This window comes from Microbacterium sp. bgisy189, assembly GCF_965345345.1.
In the GTDB taxonomy this organism is placed as follows: domain Bacteria; phylum Actinomycetota; class Actinomycetes; order Actinomycetales; family Microbacteriaceae; genus Microbacterium.
In genome coordinates, this window is record NZ_CBDRMZ010000001.1 from 38,118 (window position 1) to 62,209 (window position 24,092).

Annotated in this window: 22 protein-coding genes; 15 read left to right on the forward strand and 7 right to left on the reverse strand. The window is 69.7% G+C overall.

Annotated elements, in window-relative coordinates; translation table 11 throughout:
• Positions 1-19: 19 nt before the first annotated feature.
• Positions 20-3,502 (forward strand): TM0106 family RecB-like putative nuclease, encoded by a 3,483-nt coding sequence (locus tag ACSF8R_RS00205; protein ID WP_434809818.1) that lies wholly within the window; start codon positions 20-22, stop codon positions 3,500-3,502.
• A 35-nt stretch (positions 3,503-3,537) separates the two neighbouring features.
• Here ACSF8R_RS00205 and upp read toward each other — a convergent pair whose 3' ends face one another.
• Positions 3,538-4,170 carry a uracil phosphoribosyltransferase gene (upp, locus tag ACSF8R_RS00210; protein ID WP_434809819.1) on the reverse strand — a complete coding sequence of 211 codons (633 nt, stop codon included), beginning with the start codon at positions 4,168-4,170 and terminating at the stop codon, positions 3,538-3,540.
• Positions 4,171-4,220: 50 nt separating this feature from the next.
• Between upp and ACSF8R_RS00215 the strand changes: the two genes are divergently transcribed.
• Together ACSF8R_RS00215 and ACSF8R_RS00220 are read left to right on the forward strand one after the other, a co-directional pair.
• A complete protein-coding gene (locus tag ACSF8R_RS00215) occupies positions 4,221-4,694 on the forward strand; it encodes a nucleoside deaminase (RefSeq protein WP_434809820.1) in 474 nt (157 codons plus the stop codon).
• An 86-nt stretch (positions 4,695-4,780) separates the two neighbouring features.
• Positions 4,781-5,695, forward strand: coding sequence for a DUF808 domain-containing protein (locus tag ACSF8R_RS00220; RefSeq protein ID WP_434809821.1), 915 nt, complete (start codon positions 4,781-4,783; stop codon positions 5,693-5,695).
• Between the two features lie 52 nt (positions 5,696-5,747).
• On the opposite strand, the gene ACSF8R_RS00225 is transcribed toward ACSF8R_RS00220, so the two are convergent.
• Positions 5,748-6,860 (reverse strand): alpha/beta fold hydrolase, encoded by a 1,113-nt coding sequence (locus ACSF8R_RS00225; protein WP_434809822.1) that lies wholly within the window; start codon positions 6,858-6,860, stop codon positions 5,748-5,750.
• A gap of 120 nt (positions 6,861-6,980) precedes the next feature.
• On the opposite strand from ACSF8R_RS00225, the gene proC reads away from it, so the two are divergent.
• On the forward strand, positions 6,981-7,814 hold the full coding sequence (proC, locus tag ACSF8R_RS00230; protein ID WP_434809823.1) for a pyrroline-5-carboxylate reductase: 834 nt from the start codon (positions 6,981-6,983) through the stop codon (positions 7,812-7,814).
• 117 nt (positions 7,815-7,931) lie between these two features.
• On the opposite strand, the gene ACSF8R_RS00235 is transcribed toward proC, so the two are convergent.
• The gene (locus ACSF8R_RS00235; RefSeq protein ID WP_434809824.1) at positions 7,932-8,603 is read right to left on the reverse strand and encodes a potassium channel family protein; all 672 of its coding nucleotides are present in this window, start codon (positions 8,601-8,603) and stop codon (positions 7,932-7,934) included.
• On the reverse strand, positions 8,596-10,038 hold the full coding sequence (locus ACSF8R_RS00240) for a TrkH family potassium uptake protein (RefSeq protein WP_434809825.1): 1,443 nt from the start codon (positions 10,036-10,038) through the stop codon (positions 8,596-8,598). Before ACSF8R_RS00240 ends, ACSF8R_RS00235 begins: the two co-directional genes overlap by 8 nt.
• Positions 10,039-10,118: 80 nt before the next feature.
• Between ACSF8R_RS00240 and ACSF8R_RS00245 the strand changes: the two genes are divergently transcribed.
• The 5 genes from ACSF8R_RS00245 (at position 10,119) to ACSF8R_RS00265 (ending at position 11,690) form a co-directional block, all read left to right on the forward strand.
• Positions 10,119-10,523 (forward strand): ArsR/SmtB family transcription factor, encoded by a 405-nt coding sequence (locus ACSF8R_RS00245; RefSeq protein ID WP_434809826.1) that lies wholly within the window; start codon positions 10,119-10,121, stop codon positions 10,521-10,523.
• Between the two features lie 155 nt (positions 10,524-10,678).
• A complete protein-coding gene (locus tag ACSF8R_RS00250) occupies positions 10,679-10,870 on the forward strand; it encodes a helix-turn-helix domain-containing protein (RefSeq protein ID WP_203189579.1) in 192 nt (63 codons plus the stop codon).
• Between the two features lie 83 nt (positions 10,871-10,953).
• Complete coding sequence (locus ACSF8R_RS00255; RefSeq protein ID WP_003792170.1) at positions 10,954-11,052, forward strand: 30S ribosomal protein bS22; 99 nt, start codon at positions 10,954-10,956, stop codon at positions 11,050-11,052.
• Between the two features lie 87 nt (positions 11,053-11,139).
• Positions 11,140-11,394, forward strand: a complete 255-nt coding sequence (locus ACSF8R_RS00260) for a glutaredoxin family protein (RefSeq protein ID WP_434809827.1) — start codon at positions 11,140-11,142, stop codon at positions 11,392-11,394.
• Complete coding sequence (locus ACSF8R_RS00265) at positions 11,391-11,690, forward strand: Dabb family protein (protein ID WP_434809828.1); 300 nt, start codon at positions 11,391-11,393, stop codon at positions 11,688-11,690. The genes ACSF8R_RS00260 and ACSF8R_RS00265 overlap by 4 nt, the downstream gene beginning before the upstream one ends.
• Positions 11,691-11,716: 26 nt before the next feature.
• On the opposite strand, the gene aspS is transcribed toward ACSF8R_RS00265, so the two are convergent.
• On the reverse strand, positions 11,717-13,075 hold the full coding sequence (aspS, locus tag ACSF8R_RS00270; RefSeq protein ID WP_434809829.1) for an aspartate--tRNA(Asn) ligase: 1,359 nt from the start codon (positions 13,073-13,075) through the stop codon (positions 11,717-11,719).
• A gap of 79 nt (positions 13,076-13,154) precedes the next feature.
• Between aspS and ACSF8R_RS00275 the strand changes: the two genes are divergently transcribed.
• The 6 genes from ACSF8R_RS00275 (at position 13,155) to ccsB (ending at position 19,029) form a co-directional block, all read left to right on the forward strand.
• On the forward strand, positions 13,155-14,168 hold the full coding sequence (locus ACSF8R_RS00275) for a DUF368 domain-containing protein (RefSeq protein ID WP_434809830.1): 1,014 nt from the start codon (positions 13,155-13,157) through the stop codon (positions 14,166-14,168).
• Positions 14,169-14,232: 64 nt separating this feature from the next.
• Positions 14,233-14,862, forward strand: a complete 630-nt coding sequence (locus tag ACSF8R_RS00280) for a histidine phosphatase family protein (protein WP_434809831.1) — start codon at positions 14,233-14,235, stop codon at positions 14,860-14,862.
• Entirely contained in the window at positions 14,862-15,458 is a 597-nt protein-coding gene (locus ACSF8R_RS00285; protein WP_434809832.1) for a TlpA family protein disulfide reductase, read from the forward strand. The genes ACSF8R_RS00280 and ACSF8R_RS00285 overlap by 1 nt, the downstream gene beginning before the upstream one ends.
• Positions 15,455-16,297, forward strand: coding sequence for a cytochrome c biogenesis CcdA family protein (locus ACSF8R_RS00290; RefSeq protein WP_434809833.1), 843 nt, complete (start codon positions 15,455-15,457; stop codon positions 16,295-16,297). Before ACSF8R_RS00285 ends, ACSF8R_RS00290 begins: the two co-directional genes overlap by 4 nt.
• Position 16,298: 1 nt before the next feature.
• The gene (gene resB / locus ACSF8R_RS00295) at positions 16,299-17,981 is read left to right on the forward strand and encodes a cytochrome c biogenesis protein ResB (RefSeq protein ID WP_434809834.1); all 1,683 of its coding nucleotides are present in this window, start codon (positions 16,299-16,301) and stop codon (positions 17,979-17,981) included.
• Positions 17,982-17,991: 10 nt separating this feature from the next.
• On the forward strand, positions 17,992-19,029 hold the full coding sequence (ccsB, locus tag ACSF8R_RS00300) for a c-type cytochrome biogenesis protein CcsB (protein WP_434809835.1): 1,038 nt from the start codon (positions 17,992-17,994) through the stop codon (positions 19,027-19,029).
• 34 nt (positions 19,030-19,063) lie between these two features.
• On the opposite strand, the gene ACSF8R_RS00305 is transcribed toward ccsB, so the two are convergent.
• Positions 19,064-21,244: a YhgE/Pip family protein gene (locus ACSF8R_RS00305; protein ID WP_434809836.1), complete on the reverse strand. Its 2,181-nt coding sequence runs from the start codon at positions 21,242-21,244 to the stop codon at positions 19,064-19,066.
• Complete coding sequence (locus ACSF8R_RS00310; RefSeq protein WP_434809837.1) at positions 21,241-24,060, reverse strand: MMPL family transporter; 2,820 nt, start codon at positions 24,058-24,060, stop codon at positions 21,241-21,243. Before ACSF8R_RS00310 ends, ACSF8R_RS00305 begins: the two co-directional genes overlap by 4 nt.
• Positions 24,061-24,092 lie beyond the last annotated feature (32 nt).

Genomic DNA, 24,092 nt, shown 5'->3' on the forward strand with positions numbered 1-24,092 from the left:
TCGTTGCGGGAAGGGACCCATGCGATACATCGAAGACGAAGGCCGGATCGTCTGGAGCGCGAGCGATCTGAAGGCCGCCGCCGAGTGCGAGTACGCCTGGCTGCGCGCCATCGACGCGAAGCTCGGGCGCGTGCCCGCGGTGGACGACCCCGAAGACCTCACGCTCGAGCGCGCCGGGCGGCTCGGCACGCAGCACGAGCTGAGGGTGCTGGCGGCCTACCAGCAGGCGCACCGCGGCGGGGTGGTGGTCATCCCCGACACCCGATCGTCCGACGTCGAAGGACTGGCGGCCGCCGTCGCCGCGACCAACGACGCGCTCGCGTCGGATGCCCGCGTCATCTTCCAGGCGGCGTTCTCGACCGACGACTTCGTTGGGTTCGCCGACTTCCTCGTGCGCGACGAGCAGGAGCGGTGGGTCGTGCAGGACACCAAACTCGCCCGTCACGCCCGCGTCACGGCGCTCATGCAGCTCGCGGCATACGTCGCGCAGCTCGACCGCCTCGGGGTGCCCCGATCTGACCGCGTCGAACTGCTCCTGGGAGACGGCACGACCTCGACCCACGAGGTGCGTGACCTGCTGCCGGTGTTCGGGCTGCGCCGCGCCCGCCTGCTCGCCCTCATCGCCGACCGTGATGTGTCCGCAGGTTCCGCGGGCACGCCGATCGCGTGGGGTGATGCGCGGGGCGCACTGCGGGTGATGGCGTGCGGCCGATGCGCGACATGCGACCTCGACGTCGTCGCGCAGCGCGATCTGCTGCTCGTCGCGGGGATGCGGCCGGTGCAGCGCGAGCGGATGCGGGCCGCCGGCATCCACACGGTCGACGACCTCGCGGCCGCGCGCGAGGCGCCAGAGCGCATGTCGTGGGACACGTTCGCCGGGCTCCGCACGCAGGCCCGGCTGCAGCTCGACAGCCCGGCTGGTGGGGTCCTGCCCGCCGTCGAGGGCGAACCGGTCCCGGTGCCGACCTTCGACGTCGTGCTGCCGCAGGCGATCGCCGCCCTGCCGCGCCCCGACCACGGCGACATCTTCTTCGACTTCGAAGGCGACCCGCTGTACACCGAGGGGCCGGCGACGCAGTGGGGGATCGACTACCTCTTCGGCTGGGTCGACACCCGCGACACGTACTCGGCATTGTGGGCGCACTCGTTCGCCGAGGAGCGCGAGGCGCTCGAACGATTCCTCGACCTCGTCGCGCTGCGCCGCCGCGAGCAGCCCGGCATGCACATCTACCACTACGCGCCGTACGAGCCGTCGCATCTGCTGGCGATGGCCGCGCGGCACGGTGTGCGCGAAGCCGAGGTCGACCGGCTGCTCGCCGACGGCGTCTTCGTGGACCTGTATCCGATCGTGCGGCGCGCGCTGCGGGTCGGGTCGCGGTCGTATTCGATCAAGAAGCTCGAGCCGCTGTACATGGGCGAGGACGTGCGCACGAGCGACGTGCAGCGCGGCGACGACTCGATCGTGAAGTACGTCGAGGCCCGGGCGCTGCTCGAGGCGGGCGACGAGGCAGCCGGCGCCGCGATCCTCGATGACCTCGCCGACTACAACCGCTACGACTGCGTCTCGACGAGGCGACTGCGGGACTGGCTCGTCGAGCGCGCCCGCGAGACCGGCCTGCGGCCCTCGATCGACCCCGAGTCACCGGAAGGCGCGTACGAGCCGTCGGTGCGTGCCGAGACCCTCGCCCGCCGCGCCACGGCCACCGACGACGAGATCTCGGCGCAGGCGCTCCGGCTCGGCTCGGCGGCGATCGACTACTACCCCCGCGAGGCGAAGACGTTCTGGGCGTCGCACTTCTTGCGCCTGCGTGAGCCCGTGTCGATCTGGGAAGACACCCGCGACGTCGTCGTCATCGATCGCGATCGCTGCCGCATCCTCACCGACTGGCATCGGCCCGAGGGCGCGAGGGTCGACCGTCGTGTCGTCGAGCTGCGCGGACAGCTCGCGCCCGGCACCCGGCTCTCCGATGGCGCGGAGCCGTTCGCCCTGTACGAGATTCCTGCGCCGTTCCCGGCGACCCCGCATCCGCGCATGATCCACGTGCCACGCACGGTCAAGGTGGTCGATGTCCTCGAAGACGGTGTCGTCGTCGAGGAGTACGCCGTGCAGGGGTTCACGTGGCAAGAGCTGCCCGTCGCACTCACCCCGGCCGCGCCACCGAAGGCCGGTTCGCAGCAGGCGGCGATCGACGAGTGGGCCGACGGTGTGATCGCTGCGGACCCGGGCTTGCCCGAAGACCCCGCGACCGATCTGCTGTTGCGCCGTGCGCCCCGACTGCCGGGTGGTCTCGTGCGCGGCGGCGAAGACGACGTCGCTGACATCGCCGCATCCCTCGCCGCCCTCGACCGCAGCTACCTGGCCGTGCAGGGGCCTCCCGGCACGGGCAAGACCTACGTCGGCTCGCACGTCGTGGCGCGGCTCGTCGCCGAACGCGGCTTCCGCGTCGGCGTGGTCGCGCAGTCGCATGCCGTCGTCGAGCACATGCTCGATCGGATCGTGGATGCCGGTGTCCCGCGCGCGCAGGTCGCCAAGGCGCCGAAGTCGTCGGCCACCGGCGACGCGGCAGACCCGTCGTTCACGCCGATCGCGAAGAACGGCATGGCCGAGTACATCGGGTCGCAGTCGGCCGGGTTCGTCGTCGGCGGTACCGCTTGGGACTTCAGTCACCCGGGGCGCATCGCGCGCGGCGGACTCGACCTGCTCGTCATCGACGAGGCAGGCCAGTTCTCGCTCGCCTCCACCATCGCCGTGTCGGTCGCCGCTCCCCGTCTGCTGCTGCTCGGCGATCCGCAGCAGCTGCCGCAGGTCTCGCAGGGCACGCACCCGGAGCCGGTCGACACGTCGGCGCTCGGCTGGGTGATGGACGGCGCATCGGTGATCGACGCCGACCGCGGGTACTTCCTCGCGCAGACCCGGCGCATGCGTCCCGAGGTCGCCGAAGCTGTCTCGCAACTGTCCTATGAAGGACGACTCGCGGCGTACCCGTCGACGAGTGATCGGGTGCTCGAAGGCGTCCCGGCGGGCATCGTCACGGTGCCCCTCGCACACACCGGCAACGCCACGCAGTCGCCCGAAGAGGCGGCCCAGGTCGTCGAGTTGGTCCGGGGCCTCGTCGGTCGTGCCTGGCATCCGGGCGACGGGGATGCCAGACCGCTGACCGCGTCCGACATCATCGTCGTCACGCCCTACAACGCGCAGCAGCTCCTCGTGGAGGAGGCGCTGGTCGCCGCGGGATTCGGCGAGGTGGCCGTCGGCACGGTCGACCGGTTCCAGGGGCAGGAGGCGGCGGTGTCGATCGTGTCGCTCGCGGCATCCTCGGGTCGCGACGCGCCTCGCGGGCTGGAGTTCCTGCTGCTGCAGAACCGGCTCAACGTCGCAGTGTCACGCGCGAAGCACACTGCCTACGTCGTCTACGGCACCGGCCTGCTCGACGACCTGCCCCGCACGCCCGACGGCGTGGTGCGCCTCAGCGCCTTCGCCCGCCTTGTCGGCGCAGCCTGACGGTCACGCCCGGATGCGCGGCGGGCCGAGTTTCGTCAGACGGTGCCGTAGAGGCGGTCGCCGGCGTCGCCGAGGCCGGGCACGATGTAGCCCTTCTCGTTGAGGCGCTCGTCGACGGCGCCCAGCACGAGGGTCACATCGTGGTCGCCGACCTGGCGTTCGATCGCGGCGACGCCCTCGGGGGCGGCGAGGATGCAGATGGCGGTGACGTCCTGCGCGCCCCGCGTGAACAGGAAGTCGATCGCCGCGCCCAGCGAACCGCCGGTCGCGAGCATCGGGTCGAGCACGAAGCACTGCCGATCACTGAGGTCATCGGGCAGTCGCTCGGCGTAGGTCGTCGGCTCGAAGGTCTCCTCGTTGCGCGCCATGCCGAGGAAGCCCACCTCGGCAGTCGGCAGCAGCTTGACCATGCCCTCGAGCATCCCGAGACCGGCACGCAGGATCGGCACCACGATCGGTCGCGGCTCGCTGATCTTCACGCCCATCGTCGTGGTGACCGGCGTCTGGATCTCGACCTGCTCCACCCGCACGGAGCGAGTCGCCTCATAGGCCAGCAGGGTCACGAGCTCTTCGGTCAGCTGACGGAACACCGGCGACGGGGTCGCCTCGTCACGCAGGACGGAGAGCTTGTGGGTGATGAGGGGGTGGTCGGCCACGTGCACGCGCATGCGTCAAGGCTACCCGGGCGCGGCTCGAACGCCTGCTCTAGTCTGAGGGCGTGAGCCTGCCCGCGCGCGAGACCGACGTCGCCGCGATGTCCCGCGCGCTCGAGCTCGCCGACGAGGCCGCCGCGCACGGCGACATCCCGGTCGGCGCCGTCGTCACCGACCTCGCGGGCAACATCATCGGCGAAGGTCGCAACCTCCGGGAGCGCGACGGCGACCCGCTCGCGCACGCCGAGCTCATCGCGCTGCGCGCCGCGGCATCCGCCGGCAACGGCTGGAACCTCGAGCACTGCACGTTGATCGTGACACTCGAACCGTGCCTCATGTGCGCCGGAGCGATCCTGCAGTCCCGCATCGATCGGGTCGTGTTCGGGGCATGGGATGCCAAGGCAGGGGCGGCCGGATCTGTCTACGACGTGCTGCGCGACCGGCGCCTGCCGCACCGCGCCGAGGTCGTCGGCGGGGTGCGCGACGCCGAAGCATCCGCCCGCCTGCGGGCCTTCTTCGACGCGCGCCGCCGCCCCTGACCGGGCGCGATCAGCGGATGCCGGAGCGGCTGCCGGTACGCTGACACCGCGGACTCTCGCATCCCGTTCCCACTCCAGGAGGCCCCATGTCGGTCGGACTGCTCGCTGTCGTCGACGACGTGCTCAGCGCGGCGATGAAAGCGTCGGCCAAGACCGCGGGCGTCGTCATCGACGACGCCGCCGTGACGCCGCAGTACGTACAGGGCATCACCCCGGCGCGTGAGCTGCCGGTCGTGGGCAAGATCGCGCTCGGCTCACTCGTGAACAAGTTCGTGATCATCATTCCGATCGCACTGCTGCTCACGGCGTTTGCTCCGTGGATCCTGCCGTTCCTGCTCCTCATCGGCGGCACCTACCTGTGCTTCGAGGGCGCCGAGAAGGTACTGGAGTGGTTCGGGTTCGCGCACGGCCACGAAGAGGGCGCCCGCGATGAGCGCAAGCTCGTGCTCGGTGCCGTCCGCACCGACCTCATCCTCTCGACCGAGATCATGCTCATCTCGCTCGCGAGCCTCGACGAGGACATGAGCATCTGGATGACCCTCGCGGTCCTCGCGGTCATCGGCCTCGCGATGACGGGCGTCGTCTACGGCGCGGTCGCCCTGCTCGTGAAGATCGACGACATCGGTCTGAAGATGGCCAAGAGCCGAGAGGCGAAGGTGCGTCACACCGGCGCGCGTATCGTCCGATCGATGCCTGCCGTGTTCCGCGTGATCAGCGTCGTCGGCACCGTCGCGATGCTCTGGGTCGGCGGTCACCTCGTGCTACACAACCTCGCCGAGGTCGGGGTCGCGCCGGTCGGCGACTTCATCCACGCCATCGAACACGCGCTCGAACCGCTCGGCGGCTTCGTCGCCTGGCTCGGCGACACGCTCGTCTCCGAGATCGCCGGACTCGCGCTCGGGCTGCTGGTCGTCGGCGTCGTGCTGCTCATCGGCAAGCTCATCGGCAAGCGTCCCAGCTTCACCGAGGGCGGCGAATCGCCGGCAGCGGCGCACCACTGAGCCGTTTCGTCTCGTCGCTGCGCTCCTCGCGGGCGACCGGAGAGAACCCGCGTCAGTCCGACGAACTGATGATGATCGCCTCGGTCGGCGGCGCCGGGTGCTGCGCGAGACCGATGTAGCCGATGCGGGTCAGCAGCGCACGCCGGAACTCGGCGGGGCGCTCGAGGTGCGGGGAGTGCCCCACGCCCTCCATGACGAGTTCGGTCACGTCGCCGCCGCGCTCGCGGTACGTGTCGAGCACATCGCGGGTCTGCGAGATCATCGGCTGCGCCGGTGCGACCTCCTCGCCCGGCCAGCCCGGGATCACGCCGAGCGCGCCGAGGTGGTTCAGATCGAAGAACGAGGCATCCGACACGATCGCGTCGGCCGTGCCGCGTACCCACAGCACCGGAGGCTTCGGGTCGAGATCGACGATCGACGACGCGTTGAAGTAGCGGGGCGCCATCGTGTTCAACACGCCGCGGGTGCCCGCCGCGAAGCCGGGCCAGTGCTCGCTGGCCGCACTGTCGCCGGGGTAGTTGCCCTCGGCCGTCGAGGTGGTGAGCATCGACGCGACCCAAACGTCCTCGTGCTCGGTCGCGTAGTCGGGATTGACGTAGCTCGACCGCAGCACCGAGCGGGGTGAGGTGGGCGCATCGGCGCTGGTGTCGCCGTCGGTGAGGCGCTGGACGAAGTCCGGATTCGCGCCGCCTCCGCCGCAGCCCGCGTCGTCGTTGGTGAGGCGGCTGCCGTCACGTCGAGTGCCGCCGAATCCGTAGGGCGACACAGGTGCCTGCAGCGTGAGCGAACGCACCGGGTGGTCGATCGCGTACTGCATGGCGACGCCGCCGCCCATCGACCAGCCGACCAGGTGCGGGCCGTCGATGCCCAGGGTGGTGAGGGTCGCGTGCACGTCGTCGCTGAAGTCGCGAAGTCCGCGGGTGGCGTCGACGGGGAGGTGCTCGCTGCCGCCGAACCCGCGCAGGTCGATCGCGATGACGCGAAGGTCGCTCGGCAGGTCCTCCATAAGCTCCTGCCAGAACAGCGACGACGACACATTGCCGTGGATCAGCACGACGGTTCGGTCGGCGGGTGTCGCCGGGTCGTCGTGATCGCGCTCGAGGATGTTCACGCCGAGTCGGTCGGTCTCGACCAGTCGTGCGGTGATTCCGTCGAAGAGGGTCATGTGCGGGTGCCTCCGGGTGCGTGCGTCGGCGCGTCCTCACGCCGTGCTCCCGATGATATCGCCGCAGCCTGAGCGAACTGAACCGACTCTCAGGTTCTCCTCGGGTGACAGGATGGGGGCATGACCGAATCGCTTCCCGCTCTTGCCATCCTCGGTGCCGGTTCGATGGGCGGTGCGATCCTCCAGGGCCTGGTCGCTTCGGGCGTTGCGGGCCCCGTCGTCGTGACGAATCGCACGCGCGAGAAGGCGAACACGCTCGCCGGTCTCGATGGCGTGCACTCGGTCGCCCTCGAGGATGAGCCCAACGGCAACCGTGCCGCGGTGCGCGATGCCCGTATCGTGCTCGTGGGCGTCAAGCCCGCGATGGTGCCGGACCTGCTCCGCGAGATCGCCGGAGACCTGCGAGCGGACGCCGTCGTCGTGAGCCTCGCGGCCGGTGTCACGATCGCGACGATCGAGTCGGTGCTGCCCGCGGGTGTCGCGGTGGTGCGGTCCATGCCGAACACGCCGGCCGTCGTCGGCAAGGCCGTCACCGGGATCGCCGCGGGCACACATGCGGATGCCGAGGTCATGGCGCTCGTCCGCGCCGTCTTCGAGACGTGCGGCGCGGTCGTCGAGGTGCCGGAGGAGCAGATCGACCCGCTGGGCACCATCTCAGGATCTGGGCCGGCGTATGTCTTCCTGCTCATCGAGGAACTCACCCGGGCCGCCGTCGGCAAGGGGTTCAGCCACGAGCAGGCGCGCCTCATGGTGCAGCAGACCTTCATCGGCGCGACGGCACTGCTGGAGGCTTCGGGTGAGGATCCGGCCGAGCTGCGCCGCCGCGTCACGAGCCCCAGGGGCACGACCGAGCGCGCCATCGCCGTGTTGCACGACGCGCATCTCGACGAGGTCTTCGCCGCGGCGACCGACGCGGCCCTCGCCCGTTCGCGCGAGCTCGCCCGCGGCGCCTGACGCACACCCGCCAGGGCGCAACGAACGCGGGGACTTGCGCGCGTTGAGGCGTTCGCCCAGCTGCGCGCTGAGTCGAAACGCCGGCGTGGGATGCCGGGGCCGCGCCCTCCGCGCCGCTCAGCGGTCGAGGCCAGCGAAGCGTTCGATGTCGCTGTTGGTGCCCGAGACGATGATGAGGTCGTGGTTGGTGACGACCGTGTTCGCCTCGGCGTACCGGAACGGCTTGCCGGGGCTCTTCACACCCACGACCGTCACGTTGTACTTCGTGCGCACGCCCGACTCGTTCAGACCGACGCCGCGGATGAACCGCGGCGGGTACATCTTCGCGAGCACGAAGTCGTCGTCGAAGCGGATGAAGTCGAGCATCCGCCCGCTCACGAGGTGCGCGACGCGCTCGCCGGCCTCGCGCTCGGGGTAGATGACGTGGTTCGCGCCGACGCGGGCGAGGATCTTGCCGTGCGACTGCGAGACCGCCTTCGCCCAGATCTGCGGCACCTTGAGGTCGACCAGGTTGGCGGTGATGAGGACCGACGCCTCGATCGAGGAGCCGACGGCGACGACGGCCACCTGGAAGTCTGCTGCGCCGACCTGCTTGAGCGCCTCGAAGCTGCGGGCATCGGCCTGCACGGTGTGGGTGACGCGCTCCGACCACTTCTGTACGAGATCGAGGCTCTCGTCGATCGCGAGCACCTCGCGGTCGAGGCGATCGAGCTCGCCGGCGCAGGCGGCTCCGAAGCGACCGAGGCCGATGACGAGGACGGGAGCGTCGCCCCGGATCTGCTCAACCAACGATCGGCCTCTCGACGGGCAGCGAATACAGCTGCGAACGGCTCGTCGCGGCGACCGCCGCGGCGAGAGTCACTGTACCAACGCGGCCCATCAGCATGGTCAACGCCAGCACGTACACGGCGGGGTCCGGCAGCTGCGCGGTGAGCCCGGTCGACAGACCGACCGTGCCGAATCCCGAGATGACGTCGAACAGCACGTTGGCGATGGGTGCCTTCGTGATCTGGGCGATGATGATCGTCGACAGGGCGACGATCGTCGCGCCCCACGCCACGACCGACAGCGCGACGCGCTGCACGTCGGAGGGGATGCGTCGACCGAAGGCCTGCACCGACTGGCGTCCCTTGGCCTCCGACCAGACGGCGAGGGCGAGGATCGCGAGGGTGGTCACCTTGATGCCGCCGGCGGTCGACGCGGAGCCGCCGCCCACGAACATCAGCATCGATCCCACGACGAGTGAGGAGCCGTGCAGTTCGGAGATGTCGACGACGGAGAAGCCCCCGGACCGGGTCATCGCCGACAAGAAGAAGGACTGGAAGAACGTGTCCCACGCATCCATCGAGCCGAATGTCCCGGGGTTGTCGAACTCGAGCGCGAGGAAGGCGATCGCTCCCGCGAAGAACAGCACGACGGTCGTGATGATGGTGAGCTTCGCGTGCAGCGACCAGAGCCGGTAGCGCCACTGGTGCCGCCAGAGCGTGTAGATGACGGGGAAGCCGATCGAGCCGAGGAAAACGGCGACCATGAGGATCGACAAGAAGATGTAGTTCGTCGCGAACGGCTCGAGCCCCTCGGGGTTCGGGGTGAAGCCCGTGTTGGTGAACGCCATCGCCGCGTAGTACGGCGCCTCCCACAGTGCCGTGAGCGGTGCGATGCCGCTGGCGAGCATCGTCGGGTACAGCATGACGGCGATGACCGCCTCGATCACCAGCGTCGACAGCGCGACCGTTCGCAGCAGCTGGCCGACTTCACCGAGCCGCACGGTCTGGCCCTCGTTCACCGGGCCACCGTGCGCGCGAAGCGGGTTCGTGTCGCCCGCGGCGATGAGCTTCGCTCGCAGGCCCAACCGCTTGGAGATCACCAGGCCGAGGATCGACGCAAGGGTGAGCACGCCCATCGCGCCGACGTTCACCCCGACGTAGATGATGACGTGGCCGAGTGGTGACCAGTGCGTCCCCATGTTGACGGTCGTGAGTCCGGTGACGCAGATGGTCGACACGGCGGTGAACACGGCATCGGCCAGGGGGGTGCGTCGTCCGTCGGCCGCTGCCGCGGGCAACGACAGCAGGGCAGTGAAGACCAGAATGAGGGTGACGAAGACGAGCACCGCGAATCGCGAGGGGGAGGCCATCGCCAGATCGCGGGCCCCGGCGAGCACGATGTGGGAGATGTCGACGACCCTGCGCCGCGCGCGTGCGAGGACGGAGTCGTCCGTCATCCGCGCCCCTCTCGTCGCCGTCGCCTGTCGGCCAGGCCGTTGTCATGGTACTCCGCACCGGGCACGGCTAACCTATGGGCATGGCGGACATCTTCGACGTGATCGCCGACGGTACCCGTCGGGACATTCTGCAACTGCTGCTTGCCCGTCGTCAGGGCGGTCAGAACGGCACGAGCGTCTCGCAGATCGTCAGCTCGCTCGGGGTCAGCCAGCCCACCGTGTCGAAGCACTTGAAGGTGCTGCGGGATTCGGATCTCGTCTCGGTGCGTGAGGAGGGCCAGCACCGGTACTACAGCCTGTCGCCGGCGCCGCTGGATGCCGTGGACGACTGGCTGGTGCCGTTCCTGATCGACGAGGGCGAGACGGATGCCGTGGTCGCATCGCTGCCCGACTCGGCTGTCCACGCCGCCGACCTCGTCGGGCGTGCGGCGGCGTCTGCGAAGCACGCCGTGACGAGCGTGTGGAGCAAGCTGCCCGGCCGCTGATCGCGTTCAGCGGCGCGCACCGCTGCGGCGGTCGAAATTCGCGAGATCTGCCGTTGACGTCAGTCACATGCGGCTCATAGGTTTACACGCGTCCCGGCCAGGCTCTAGGCTGGATCCACCATTTCTGGGGAACATGAAAGAACGTAGGTGGCACGATGTCGGAACTGTCTGACGTGCGCTTTCTCACGGTCGCGGAGGTCGCTGACCTCATGCGCGTCTCGAAGATGACCGTGTACCGACTCGTGCACGCCGGCGAGCTGCCCGCGGTGCGCTTCGGTCGCAGCTACCGCGTACCCGAGACGGCTGTGACGGCGGCTCTGCAACGCCCTATCGCCGACGTCGGCTAGACTCTCCTGAGGCATTCTCCTGTAGAGGCCGTTCCCGGACGTGCACCCTGTGCGTCCAGACCCCCGACTGAGTGAGGTTTTCCGTGGGTTCTGTCATCAAGAAGCGCCGCAAGCGCATGGCGAAGAAGAAGCACCGCAAGCTGCTTCGCAAGACTCGCCACCAGCGCCGCAACAAGAAGTAAGCGGCATCGACACCAAGCGCCTGTCCTTCCGGATGGGCGCTTCGTGTCTGTGCGCCCGCTGACCTCGCCCGGTGCAAGGATGGAATCGTGACGACCCTGACCCTCATCGGCAAGCCCGACTGCCACCTGTGCGACGTGGCGCGAGAGATCGTCGATGCTGTCGTCGCCGACTTTCCGGACGACGCCGTGGCCGTGCGCGAAGCCTCCATCCTCGACGACCCCGCGCTGTACGAACAGTGGTGGGAGAAGATCCCCGTCGTCCTGATCGACGACCGGCTGCACGCGCATTGGCGTGTGTCTCCCGACCGCTTGCGCGCAGCCTTGAAGGAGCACACCGCATGATCCGCCACATCGTCGCGTTCGCGATGGCATCCGATGACGCCGCCGAGCGCGCCGCGCACGCGGCCGAGGGTGCTGCGCGGCTGAACGCCCTCGTCGGTGTCGTGCCGAGCCTTCGCGCCATGACGGCCGGTGGCAACGTGCTGGCGCTCGGCCAGAACTGGGACCTCGCGCTCGTCGCCGACTTCGACGACGAGGACGGCCTGAACGCGTACCTCGTCCACCCCGCGCACGAGGCCGCAGCCGCCTACATCGGATCGGTGCGCGGCGATCGCGTCGCCGTCGACATCGTCATCTGACCTCGCGCGAGGTCAGATGACGGTTGTCAGGGGGCCAGACGCGTCGGTCCGCGGAAGAGGTAGGTGACCTCGCGGATCGAGTCCTGACCGAGCAGCAGCATCATGACGCGCGCAAGACCCATGCCGAAGCCACCGTGCGGCGGGGCGCCGTAGCGGAAGAAGTCGAGGTAGAAGTCGAGGTGCTCGGGGTCGAGCCCCTTCTCCTTGGCCTGCTCGATGAGCACGTCGACGCGGTGCTCGCGCTGCGCGCCGGTCGTGATCTCGACGCCCTTGAACAGCAGGTCGTACGACTTCGTGAGCCCGGTCGCCTCGTCGCGCATGTGGTAGAACGCGCGGATCTCGGGGTGGTAGTCGGTGATGAACACGAACTGGTGGCCGAACTGCTCCTGCACGTGCGCGGCGATCTGCCGCTCGCCCTCGGGGTCGAGGTCGCCGTCGGTGCGGGGGATGTCGTAGCCGCGTGCCGCGACGATCTCGCGAGCTTCGGCCAGCGGGATGCGCGGGAATGGGATCGACGGAACGACGACCTCGAAGCCGAAGAGCTCTTCGATCTCGGCGCCGTGCTTGTCGGCGACGGCCTGGATCGCCGTCTGCAGCAGTTCCTCCTGCATGCGGGCGACGTCTTCGTGCGAGTCGATCCAGCTGATCTCGGCGTCGATCGAGGTGAACTCGGTCGCGTGGCGGCTCGTGAACGAGGGGTCGGCGCGGAACGCCGGTGCGATCTCGAAGATCTTGCCGAAGCCGGCGACCTGTGCCATCTGCTTGAAGAACTGCGGCGACTGCGCGAGGTACGCGGTCTGCTCCTCGAAGTAGGGCACCTCGAACAGTTCGGCGTTCGACTCGGATGCCGAGGCCATGAGCTTGGGGGAGTGCACCTCGATGTAGTCCCGCTCGATCCAGTAGGTGCGCATCGCGTGCTCGAGGGTGGTCTGCACGCGGAAGATGAGGTTGTTGCGACGCTGACGAAGGTCGAGGAAGCGCCAGTCCATGCGCTTGTCGAGCCCGCTGTCGGCAGCGATCGGCGTCTCGGGGAGCGCTGCGGCCGACACGTCGAGCGCGCCGATCTTGATCTCCACGCCGCCGAGCTTGACGCGCTCATCGTGCTTGAGGTCGCCGGTCACTGTCAGGAACGTGCCGGTCGAAAGGTTCGAGATGAGGTCGGTGAGGGCGAGCGCCGCGGCATCCTGGGTTTCAACAGGCTCAACCGCCGGGGAGGTCTCCACGGGACGAGTCGCCGGGTTGACGAGCTGCACGGCGCCGGTCTCATCGCGCAGGATGACGAACTGCACCTTCTTCTGATCGCGGACGGTCTCGACCCATCCGGACACAGAGACCGGTCCGTCGGAGAGACCCTGAAGCTGGTTGACGAGAACGCGTTCACTCACGATCGACCAGTCTACGTGGGGTGCTTGTTCATGGCCGACGCACAGGTTCTGGAAATCTCCGCGCCGTAACGTCGAAGCCATGACGACGCCCGCCACGCCGCCGCCGACCACTCCGATTCGGCACGCCCTCACCTGGCGGACCCTTCCCGCGCTCCTGCTGAACGCCCTGCGCGGCGCGCTCATCGGCATCGCGGAGCTGCTTCCGGGCATCTCCGGCGGAACGATCGCGCTCATCACCGGTGTGTACGAGCGCCTCATCCGATCGGCCTCGCACGTCGTGCGCGCGGTGCGTCGACTCGCGTCGGGACCGGACCGCCGTGACGGCTTCCGCGACGAGATCCGCCGCGTCGAATGGATGCTGGTGATCCCACTCATCCTCGGCATGGCGGTCATGGTGCTCACCCTCGCAGGGATCGTCGAAGGGCTCGTCTCGAGCTACCCGGAGCAGGCTCGCGGCCTGTTCTTCGGCCTCGTCGCCGCGAGCATCGCCGTGCCCCTCATGATGCTGCCCCGCGTACGCCACAGCGTCGGTGCCCGGATCGGCGGGGTCGCCGTGTTCGTCGTGGCAGCGGTCGCCGCATACTTCGCCGTCGACCTGGCGAGCGGTTCGCTCGTGGCAGAGCCCCCGATGTGGGCCGTGTTCCTGGCGGCGATGGTCGCCGTGTGCGCGCTTGTGCTTCCCGGCATCTCGGGGTCGTTCTTCCTCCTCGCGGTCGGCCTTTACTCGCCCACGTTGCGGGCCGTCGATGAGCTCGATCTGGGCTACCTCGCGGTCTTCGCGGCGGGCGCCCTCGTCGGGCTCGTGACGATCGTGCAGGTCATGACGTGGCTGCTCAACCACCACCGGCGCCTCACGCTCATCGCGATGGCGGGGCTCATGCTCGGGTCGCTTCGCGCCCTGTGGCCGTGGCAGACGATGCCGGCCGGTGAGTCACACGGCATCGGCGCGCTCGCGGCGCCGGCCGATCCCATCCTCGGCCCCATCCTGCTCGCCCTGCTCGGTGCGGCGATCGTCGCGGCGCTCGTGTTCGCCGAGAAGCGGCTGCACGCGCGGTCGGCCGCCGCGCACCCGCCGGTACCCGTCTCCGTCTGAGCGGTGCAGGGGTGAGCCCCGGCATCCAGGCGATGCATAGGAGGCTCCCACGTAGGATCGAGGTATGCCCGCCGATCGCCTCCACCTCGTCCGCCATGGAGAGGTCCACAACCCTCGCCGCGTGCTGTACGGGCGACTCCCCGGGTACCGCCTCTCCGACGACGGCCGCAGCATGGCCCACGCCGCAGCAGCGCACATCCAGCATCTCGACCGGCCCGTGACGGGGCTGTACGCCTCGCCGCTGCAGCGCGCCCAGGAGTCGGCCGAGCCGTTCACCGAACTGTTCGGACTCGACCCTGTGACCGAAGATCGCGTCATCGAGCCGACCAACGTCTTCGAGGGGCAGCGGATGACCCGCGCGCTGCGCAACCCGGTCAACTGGTTCCACCTGCGAGACCCCGACCTGCCCAGTTGGGGCGAGCCGTACCGTGCCGTCGTCGCACGGATGGACGCGGCGATGCGCGACGCCTGGAACGCGGCGGCGTCGGGCGACGTCGTCCTCGTCTCGCACCAGCTGCCGATCTGGATCACCCACCTGGCGGTCGAGGGGGAGCGGCTGCGTCACGACCCGCGCCGTCGCCGGTGCGCGCTGTCGTCCGTGACGAGCTTCGAACTGTCTGGCGATCGGTGGCGCGAAGTGTCATACGTCGAGCCGGCCTCGACCGCCGGCGCCGTCGACGTGGGAGCCGTGTGATGCGCCGCATCGTCGCAGGCATCGCCGCGCTCGCGCTCGCCGTCACGCTCACCGCGTGTACGAGCGAGAACGACGACCTCGCCGACCAGTATCGGGAGGGCAGCAACCAGGGCTTCATCTCGGGCGACGGCACCGTCGAAGAGATCGCGGTCGCCGACCGCGGGGAACCCATCGTCTTCACCGGAACCGGCGTCGACGGCGAGACGATCTCGAGCGACGACTACGCCGGAGACGTGCTCGTCGTCAACTTCTGGTACGCCGCATGCGGCCCCTGCCGTGTCGAAGCGCCCATCCTCGAGAGCGTCTTCCAGGCCACGCAGGATGCCGGGGCGGACTTCGTCGGCGTCAACATCTACGACGGACCCGAGCAGGCGACCTCGTTCGAGGAGAAGTACGGGGTGACCTACCCGTCGATGCTCCTGCGTGAAGACACCGACCTCAAGCTCACCTTCGCGTCGCTCACGACGATCCAGGCGGCGCCGACGACCCTCGTGCTCGACACCCAGGGCCGTGTGGCCGCGCGCTTCATCGGTGCCGTGCAGAGCGAGTCGATCCTGCGGTCGGTCGTCACCGACCTCGTCGCGGAGGACTCGTGAACCCCGGATCCGTCGTCCTCGACGGTGCGCTCTGGCTCGCGATCCCGATCGCCGTGCTCGCTGGGCTCCTTTCGTTCCTGTCTCCGTGCGTGCTGCCGCTCGTCCCCGGCTACCTCGGGTTCATCAGCGGCGCCGTCGCCCCGGCGTCCGCCCGTTCCTCGGCGTCGCAGATTCGGACATCGTCGCCGGATTCGGATGCCGCGGGCTCCACGATCCGAATCCGCGAACAATCTCCGAATCCGGTGACGCCGGCGGCGGCCTCCCGGGGTCGCCTGCTGCTGGGCGTCGGACTGTTCATCGCGGGGTTCACCGTTGTGTTCCTCGTGCTGATCGTGTTCGGTGCCACCCTCGGCCGCGCGTTCATCGCTTACCAGGATGCGATCACCCGCATCCTCGGCATCGTCGTCATCGCGATGGGGCTCGTCTTCATCGGCGTCTTCGGCTTCGCGCAGCGCACCTTCCGGCCGCAGCTGCGGCAGGGCCTGGGGCTGGCGGGCGCACCGCTGCTGGGCATCGCGATGGGCATCGGCTGGGCGCCGTGCATCGGCCCGACGCTTACCGCGATCCTGTCGATCGCGATCTCGCAGGCCGACCCGTGGCGGGCGGGTGTGCTCGCGATCGCGTACTCGCTCGGCCTCGGCATCCCGTTCCTGCTGCTGGCCATCGGGTTCGGCTGGGCCTCGCGCACGGTCGGGTTCCTCAAGCGCCACATCCGCGCCGTCAACATCGTCGGAGGAGTGCTGCTGATCGTGCTCGGACTGCTCATGGTCACGGGACTGTGGACCGAGCTCATGTCGCGTCTGGCGGGGGTGGTCGGCAGTGTCCAGCTCCCGCTCTGACGTGACCGATCCGCTGCGACCGTCCGACCACGCAGACGGTGCCGGCGACGACGCCGGCACGCCGGTGCGCCTCGGTCTCGTCGGATGGCTGCGCTGGGGGTGGCGCCAGCTCACCAGCATGCGCACCGCACTCGTGCTGCTGCTGCTGCTGGCCATCGCTGCGATCCCCGGATCGATCGTTCCGCAGCGCAGCGCCGATCCCAACGGCGTCAGCCAGTACCGCAGCGACAATCCCGACCTGTTCCCGATCCTCGACGCCATGCAGCTGTTCGACGTGTACACGTCGGCATGGTTCTCGGCGATCTACATCCTGCTGTTCATCTCGCTCATCGGCTGCGTCATTCCGCGCACGAAGCACCACTGGAAGGCGCTGCGCTCGCGCCCGCCGCGCACGCCCGCACGACTGTCGCGGCTGGCCGACCACCTGACTGAGTCGGTGCCGGTGAGCGTGGATGCCGAGGCCGAAGCGTCCGCTGTGATCGATGCCGCGAGCGAGCAGCTGCGCAAGGCGGGGTACCGCGTCGAGCGCTACGACGGCCGCGGAACGTGGTCGGTGTCGGCCGAGCGGGGCTACGCACGCGAGACCGGAAACCTCGTCTTCCACGCGTCGCTCGTCGGCGTGCTGCTCGCGGTCGGGATCGGCGGCGGGTTCACGTACACGGGCCAGACCGTGATCCAAGAGGGCAAGAGCTTCGTGAACTCGCTGGGGCTCGGCTACACGTCGTTCAACCCCGGTCGCTTCGTCGACACCGACGCCCTCACCCCCTACACGGTGACCCTCGACCGTTTCGACGTCACCTACACGCCGTTCGGCGAGTCCGGTGCGGGTCAGGCGGGCGACTTCGCAGCGCACGTGACCGTGCAAGAGGCAGGGCAGGAGGCGCGCGACGAGGTCGTGCGGGTCAACCATCCCGTCGACATCGCGGGCGACCGCGTATACCTGATGGGCAACGGGTACGCGCCGAAGATCACGGTGCGGGGCGCTGACGGCGAGATCGTCTTCAGCGAGGCGGTCGAGTTCTTGCCGCAGGGTGGCAACACGATGACGTCGCTCGGTGTGGTCAAGATCGCAGACGGGCTCGACGAGCAGCTCGGCATGGTCGGCTTCTTCTACCCGACCGCGGCGACCCTCGAGACCGGCGCGATCGCGTCGGCTTATCCCGACCTGCTCAACCCGCTGCTCACACTCGAGGTGTACGTCGGCGACCTCGGCATCGACGACGGCACGCCCCGCTCGGTCTACACCCTCGACACGAGCGACATGACGCAGATCGCCGGGCGGCAGAGCGAGGCCGAGACCCTCGAACTCGCGCCCGGCCAGACCGCTGACCTGCCCGATGGCCGCGGATCAGTCACCTTCGAAGACGCGACGGCGTCGGGCGCTCCCGAGTCGGTGGCCCGATACGTGTCCTTGTCGATCCACCGCGACGTCGGGGCGCCGTGGGTGCTCGCGTTCGCAGTGCTCGCCACGCTGGGCCTCATGATCGCGCTGTTCGTGCCGCGCCGGCGCCTGTGGGTCAAGGCGACGGTCGGTCCGGACGACGACCTGCACCTGGAGTACGCGGGCCTCGCCCGCGGCGAAGACCCCGCGATCGCTGCGGCGGTCGACGACCTCCGCACCCGTCACCTCGCGTCGCTGGCGACCATCGTGAGCCCCGCGACCGCCGCGACCCCCGGAAAGTAGAATCAAAGCCATGCCTGAAGAGGGTCTCTCGCTGGATGCCATCTCCGTCCTGACGGTGTGGACCGCCGTCGCGATCTACACGCTCGCATTCGTCGCGTACGCGATCGACCTGGCGCGGCGCTCCGACCAGTCGATCAAGGCGAAGGATGCCGCGCTCGAGCGTGAACTCGTCGCCGTGGGCGGTTCGCCGATCGACGCCGTGCGGGCCGAGGAGGCCCTCGCTGCCGACGCGATCTCCGCCTCCCCGAAGGAACGCCCCCGCTTCGTGTGGGCCCGTATCGGCACGTCCCTGACCGTGCTCGGCTTCCTGTTCCACCTCGCCGGCACCGTGCTGCGCGGCATCGCCGCCGAGCGCGTGCCGTGGTCGAACATGTACGAGTTCGCGCTCACCGGCATGCTGCTGGTCGTCGCCGTCTACCTCGTGACGCTGTTCCGCTACGACCTGCGCTTCTTGGGCGCGTTCATCACGGGGCTCACCGTCGTGCTGCTCGGTGGCGCGACGCTCGCGTTCTACGTCGAGGTCGTGCCGCTGGCCGACCCGCTGAAGAGCATCTGGCTCGTCATCCACGTCTTCGTCGCGACGCTGTCCTCGGCGCTGTTCGCCCTCGCGTTCGGCCTGTCGGTGATGCAGCTGCTGCAGGCGCGTCGCGAGCGGCTCGCGGTCGCGGCATCCGCCACCGCATCCGATGGCGGTGTCGTGAAGACCGGTCCCGGCTTCTTGCGGACGCTGCCGAGCGCCGACGCGCTGGAGTCCCTCGCCTATCGCTTCGCAATCATCGGCTTCATCTTCTGGACGTTCACCCTCATCGCCGGCTCCATCTGGGCCAACGACGCGTGGGGCCGCTACTGGGGCTTCGACACGAAAGAAGTGTGGACCTTCGTCATCTGGGTGCTCTACGCCGGCTACATCCACGCCCGCGCGACCCGCGGCTGGCGCGGCGCGCGCTCGGCCTGGCTGTCGATCATCGGCTTCAGTGCAGTGCTGTTCAACTTCATCATCGTCAACCAATTCTTCAAGGGCCTGCACGTCTACAGCGGCCTGAGCTGACGCGGTCCTCTCGCCGTGGCGACCGGCGTAGGGCTCAGGCGGATGCCGGTGTCAGGACGGCGCGGGCGGTCGTGGAGCGACGGCGGGCGACGGCGAGCATCGTGACTGCCAGGGCGAGGACGCTCCAGATGATGATGCCGGCGATCGCCGAGCCCAGGCCCCCGGCCGAGGTGAGCACCGCGAGCAGCGCCTGGTAGACGGGCGTCGTCGGCATGAGCACCGCGATCGACGACAGCACACCGGGCACCGTCGAGACGATGCCGGTCGCGACGGCCAGCGCGCCGACGAGCGCGCCGATCCAGCGACCCGCGCCGCCGAAGACGGCCACGAGCGCCTGGTTGACTGCGGCGAATGCGATCCCCGCGAGTGCGGCGAGCGACGCGAAGCCGAGCCATGTGCTCGCGTCATAGCCTGCGGCGAACTGCACGACGGCAGCCACCAGCACGCCCTGCAGTGCACCGATCCCCGCCGCCGGCGCCAGCGAGCGCAATGCGAGCAGCGCCGACGGGCGGCGTGAGCTGAGCGCGTTGCGCGGCACGGCCTGCAGGGCGACGAAGGTTGCGAGCGATCCGAACCACAGGGCGACCGCCGCGAGCAGCGGCACGGCCGAGGCGCCGAACAGATCGGTGCCGATGCCGTCGGCCCCGACCGGGTCGGAGACGACCGATGCGAGGCTGCTCGCTTCGGCATCCGTGTACGAGGGGAGCTCGTCGGCGGCCTGCGCGAGCCCGTCGGCGAGGGTCGTGGTGCCGTCGGCGAGTTCGTCGACACCGTCGGCGAGCGATCCGGCGCCGTCGGCGAGCTGCCCGACACCCGACGCGAGTTCGTCGGCCCCGGTCGCGGCCGAGGCGGCGCCCGAGGCGAGCGCGTCGCCGCCGTCGGCGAGTTGCCCGGCACCGTCGGCGAGCTGCCCGGCGCCCGACGCGAGGCCGTTCATGCCGGATGCCAGCTGGCGTGAGCCGCCGGCGAGGTCAGTCGCCCCGGCAGCGAGCCCCGACATGCCGCCGGCGAGCGAGGCCGCACCGTCGGCCGACTGCTGCAGGCCCGCGGTCAGCTGCGGGCCGAACTGTGCGAGCTGCTCGACCTGGCCCGCGACGGCGCCGGACTGGTCGATGACGCCCGTGATCGTCGGGAGGGCGGAGTTCGCCTCTGCGGATGCCTGCGCGAGCGCCTCGCACAGCTCGGCTGACCCGCCCTCGTCGACACAGGTGGCCGAGAGGCGTTCGAGTTCGGAGACGGCACCGGTGACGGTCGACTTGATCTGTTCGCTGTTCGCGGCGATCTCGTTGGCGCCGTCGACGATCTCCTGCGGCACCTCCGGCAGCTGCGAGACCTGATCGGCCATCTGCTGCAGTCCGCCGGCGAGTTCACTCGTGCCCGCCGAGAGGTCGTTCGCGCCCGCGGCCCAGCTGTCGAGGCCGTCGGCCGTGGCGCTCGTGCCGTCGGCGAGCTTGGTGGCGCCCGAGGCGATGCCGTCGGCGCCGGTCGCGATGCCGTCGGTGCCGTCTGCCAGTTCGGAGGCGCCAGACGAGAGCTTGCGGATGCCGTCGGCCAGCGACACGGCACCTGAAGCCGCAGCATCCGCGCCGTCGGCCCACTCGCGAGCACCGTCGGCGGCTTGCGCGGCGCCGTCGGCGAGCTGTGCGCCGCCGTCTGCCGCTTGGCCGAGCTGGTCGCCGAGGGTCGTGAATCCGAGGAAGACGTTCTCGAGGTAGACACTCGACAGTTCGTCACCCATGAGGGCGGCGGCGGTCTGGGTGACCTGGGAGGTGATGGCGTCGTCGACGATGAGGCTGTCGGGCGAGGTGGTGACCTCGATCGTGGCCTGTTCCGGGTCGCCGCCGGGGGCGGTCGAGGTGGCGGCGGCCGAGAAGTTCTCGGGGATCGTGATGACGGCGTCGTACGTGCCGTCGACGAGGCCCGCAGCCGCGTCGTCCGCGTTCGAGATGGTCCAGTCGAGGTTGCTCTCGAGGTCGTCGGAGCCTTCGACCAGGCCCGCGGTCAACTGCCGACCGAGTGGCACCATCTGGCCGTCGATCGTGACCGGCTCGTCGTTGTTGACGATGGCGGTGCTCATGCCGTCGAGTCGCTCGGTGGGGTTGTAGAGCGCCGCGACGAGGATGCCGCCGATCACGACGGGCAGCAGCAGGACGCCGACGAGCGTGAGCCACGTGACGGGGCGGCGGGAGCGCGCGCGTTCGATGGGGAGGGTCATGAGATCACCTGCGTGGGAAGGTCGGAGTCGGAGGGTCGGGTCGTGAGGGCCAGCGCGGTCACGCTCGGCCGGTGCGCGTCGGCGAGCACGTCGAGTGCGGGGCCGTCGCGTCTGGCGGTGGCGACGAGCGTGAGCGGACTCGCCTCAACGTCGGCCGAGGAGGCGGATGCCGCGGCGTCGCGCAGCAGGGCGCTCGCCTGGTCGCGTTGCGGCCCCGAGAGGGTGTCGATGCCGTCGATGACGACGAGGCGGGTGCCGCCGGCAAGCGCGCCGCGCAACGCGGCGATCGGATCGGTCGAGCTGTCGAGCAGCGCCACGCCGACGTGGGCGCGCACCCATGCGGAGCGGCCGGGCAGCAGGTGTCCGGCGACGCGGAGCAGTCCCTCGTCGGCGGGGATGCGGCCCGCGACCATGAGCGCGAACGCCCGACCTGCACGTGCATCGGGGCTCGTGACGAGCAGGGTGCCGCCCTGCTCAAGGCGGAAGTCGGCGCCCGAGAACAGGGTCACTTCGCCGACGCCTCGACCGCCGTCGGCGCGCACCGTGACGCCCTGACCGGCCAGGGGCGCGGTCGACCCGGGCTCGGGCCAATCGGCGTGCTGCAGTTCGTGTTCGACCGCTTCACCCTCGATGTCGAAGTGGGGGAGGATGCGGTCGAGCCAGCGTGGCATCCACCACGCCTTCTCGCCGAGCAGCGCCATGACCGCCGGCACGAGCGTCATCCGCACGACGAACGCGTCGACGGCGATGCCCACGGCCAGGCCCAGCGCGATCGGCTTGATCGACGCGTCGCCTTCGGGGACGAAAGCCGCGAAGACGGCGAACATGATGACGGCGGCGGCGGTGACGACGCGCGCCGACGCCGTGAAGCCGCTGCGCACGGCGCCGACCGCGGTCTGCCGGTCGGCGCGGCCACCGCGGGCGCGGCGGGCGTGCACGTAGTCCTCGCGCATGCGAGAGACGAGAAACACCTGGTAGTCCATGGCGAGCCCGAACAGCACGCCCATGAGGATGATCGGCATGAAGCTGATGACGGGCCCGGTGCGCGTCACGTGCAGCAGGTCGGCGAGCCAGCCCCATTCGAAGACGGCGGCGACGACGCCGAAGGCGGCGAGCACCGACAGCAGGTAGCCGGCGGCGGCCTTCAGCGGCACCCAGATCGAGCGGAACACGATCGTGAGAAGGATCAGCGAGAGCCCGACGACGAAGATGCCGAACGGTACGAGTGCTGCGCCGAGGCGATCGGAGATGTCGATGCCGACCGCGGTGAAACCGGTGACGACGAGGTCGACGCCGTACTCGTCGAGCAGTCGGTCGTGCTGGGCGCGCAGTTCACGGACGAGGTCGGCGGTGGCGGGGTCGTCGGGGGCGGTCTCGGGCACGATCTGGATGAGTCCGGTGTCGGCGGTCTCGTTCGGCGTCGCGAGGGCGACCTCCTTCACGCCGGGGATCTGCTCGATCTCGGCCTTCAGGTCCTCCATGAGCCCCAGGGGGTCGTTCGAGGTGACGATCGTGCCGGCCATGATGAGCGGGCCGTTCGCGCCTGCGCCGAAGTGCGTCGCGGTGAGGTCGTAGGCCTGGCGTGCCTCGCTCTCGGGGGATTGCACGCCGGCGTTCGGCAGCGCGAGGGTGAGGCTCGCTGCCGGGATGGCGAGGATGCCGAGGCCGACGACGACCGCGACCGTGGCGACGATGGGATGCCGGGTGACGCCGGTCACCCAGCGGTCGGCGAATCCGCGCCGGGCTGCGCGAGCGGGCTTCGGGGTCTTCGCGGCGCGCCGAGCGCGACGCTTCCAACCGATGACACGCCCCTTCGCGAATCCGAGGAGCGCGGGGGTCAGCGTGACGGCGACGACGACGGCGATCGCGACGGCCACCGCGGCCGCGATACCCATCGTCGTGAGGAAGGGGATGTTCGCGAAGCTCAGGCCGACGAGGGCGATGAGCACGGTGACGCCCGCGAAGACGACGGCCGAACCCGCGGTGCCGGTCGCACGCGCGGCCGACTCCTCCGGGTCGACGCCGTCGCGCACTTGATCTTGATGTCGAGCGACGATGAACAGGGCGTAGTCCATCCCGACCGCCAGCCCGAGCATGACGGCGAGCATCGGTGTCGTCGACGAGACCGATGCGAAGGCGGTGGAGACGAAGATCAGTGCGATCGCGAGGGCGACGCCGATGAGCGCGCTCACGAGCGGGAACCACGCGACGGCGAACGACCGGAACGTGATGATCAGCACGAACAGTGCGATCAGCACGCCGACGACCTCGGTGATCGTCAGCGCCGGCACAGAGGTGGAGAACAGGTCGCCGCCCATTGCGACCTGCGACCCGTCGGGCATGTCGGTGCGCAGGTCGGCGGCGACCTCGGTGAGGGCTTCGAGGGTGGCGTCCGAGACGTCGGTCGCCTGGCCGTCGAACTGCAGGCGGACGATGGCCGCTTCGCCGTCTTCCGAGACCATGCCCGAGACCATGTCGTCGAACGGATCGGTCACGGCGAGGACGCCGTCGAGGTCACTGAGGTCTTCGACGGTCTCGGTGATGAGCCCGTCGATGGGGGAGGTGTCGACCCGCTCGCCCTCGGGGGCAACGATCACGAGCTGCGCACTGGTGCCGCTGGCCTGGGGAAAGGTGCGGTCGAGCATCTCGATACCCTCCTGCGCCTCGGTGCCCGGAATCGTGAAGGAGTTGTCGGTGCCCTTCATGAAGACGGCGGTCGCGCCGCCGACGACGGCGAGCAGCAGCAGCCACGACACGAGCACGCGCCACGGGTGACGGAACGACCAGCGGCCGAGGGAGTAGAGCAGAGTGGACACGAGCTCTCCGGGATCGAATGGTCAGGAGGATT

What these genes read in the sequence shown, in the direction of transcription:
- ACSF8R_RS00250 (WP_203189579.1), top strand. Translation starts at nt 10,679, where the DNA reads ATGTCGGAACTGTCTGACGTGCGCTTTCTCACGGTCGCGGAGGTCGCT.
- ACSF8R_RS00205 (WP_434809818.1), top strand. Translation starts at nt 20, where the DNA reads ATGCGATACATCGAAGACGAAGGCCGGATCGTCTGGAGCGCGAGCGAT.
- ACSF8R_RS00275 (WP_434809830.1), top strand. Translation starts at nt 13,155, where the DNA reads ATGACGACGCCCGCCACGCCGCCGCCGACCACTCCGATTCGGCACGCC.
- ACSF8R_RS00245 (WP_434809826.1), top strand. Translation starts at nt 10,119, where the DNA reads ATGGCGGACATCTTCGACGTGATCGCCGACGGTACCCGTCGGGACATT.
- ACSF8R_RS00280 (WP_434809831.1), top strand. Translation starts at nt 14,233, where the DNA reads ATGCCCGCCGATCGCCTCCACCTCGTCCGCCATGGAGAGGTCCACAAC.
- ACSF8R_RS00305 (WP_434809836.1), bottom strand. Translation starts at nt 21,244, where the DNA reads ATGACCCTCCCCATCGAACGCGCGCGCTCCCGCCGCCCCGTCACGTGG.
- ACSF8R_RS00220 (WP_434809821.1), top strand. Translation starts at nt 4,781, where the DNA reads ATGTCGGTCGGACTGCTCGCTGTCGTCGACGACGTGCTCAGCGCGGCG.
- ACSF8R_RS00240 (WP_434809825.1), bottom strand. Translation starts at nt 10,038, where the DNA reads ATGACGGACGACTCCGTCCTCGCACGCGCGCGGCGCAGGGTCGTCGAC.
- ACSF8R_RS00285 (WP_434809832.1), top strand. Translation starts at nt 14,862, where the DNA reads ATGCGCCGCATCGTCGCAGGCATCGCCGCGCTCGCGCTCGCCGTCACG.
- ccsB (WP_434809835.1), top strand. Translation starts at nt 17,992, where the DNA reads ATGCCTGAAGAGGGTCTCTCGCTGGATGCCATCTCCGTCCTGACGGTG.
- proC (WP_434809823.1), top strand. Translation starts at nt 6,981, where the DNA reads ATGACCGAATCGCTTCCCGCTCTTGCCATCCTCGGTGCCGGTTCGATG.
- ACSF8R_RS00225 (WP_434809822.1), bottom strand. Translation starts at nt 6,860, where the DNA reads ATGACCCTCTTCGACGGAATCACCGCACGACTGGTCGAGACCGACCGA.
- upp (WP_434809819.1), bottom strand. Translation starts at nt 4,170, where the DNA reads ATGCGCGTGCACGTGGCCGACCACCCCCTCATCACCCACAAGCTCTCC.
- ACSF8R_RS00265 (WP_434809828.1), top strand. Translation starts at nt 11,391, where the DNA reads ATGATCCGCCACATCGTCGCGTTCGCGATGGCATCCGATGACGCCGCC.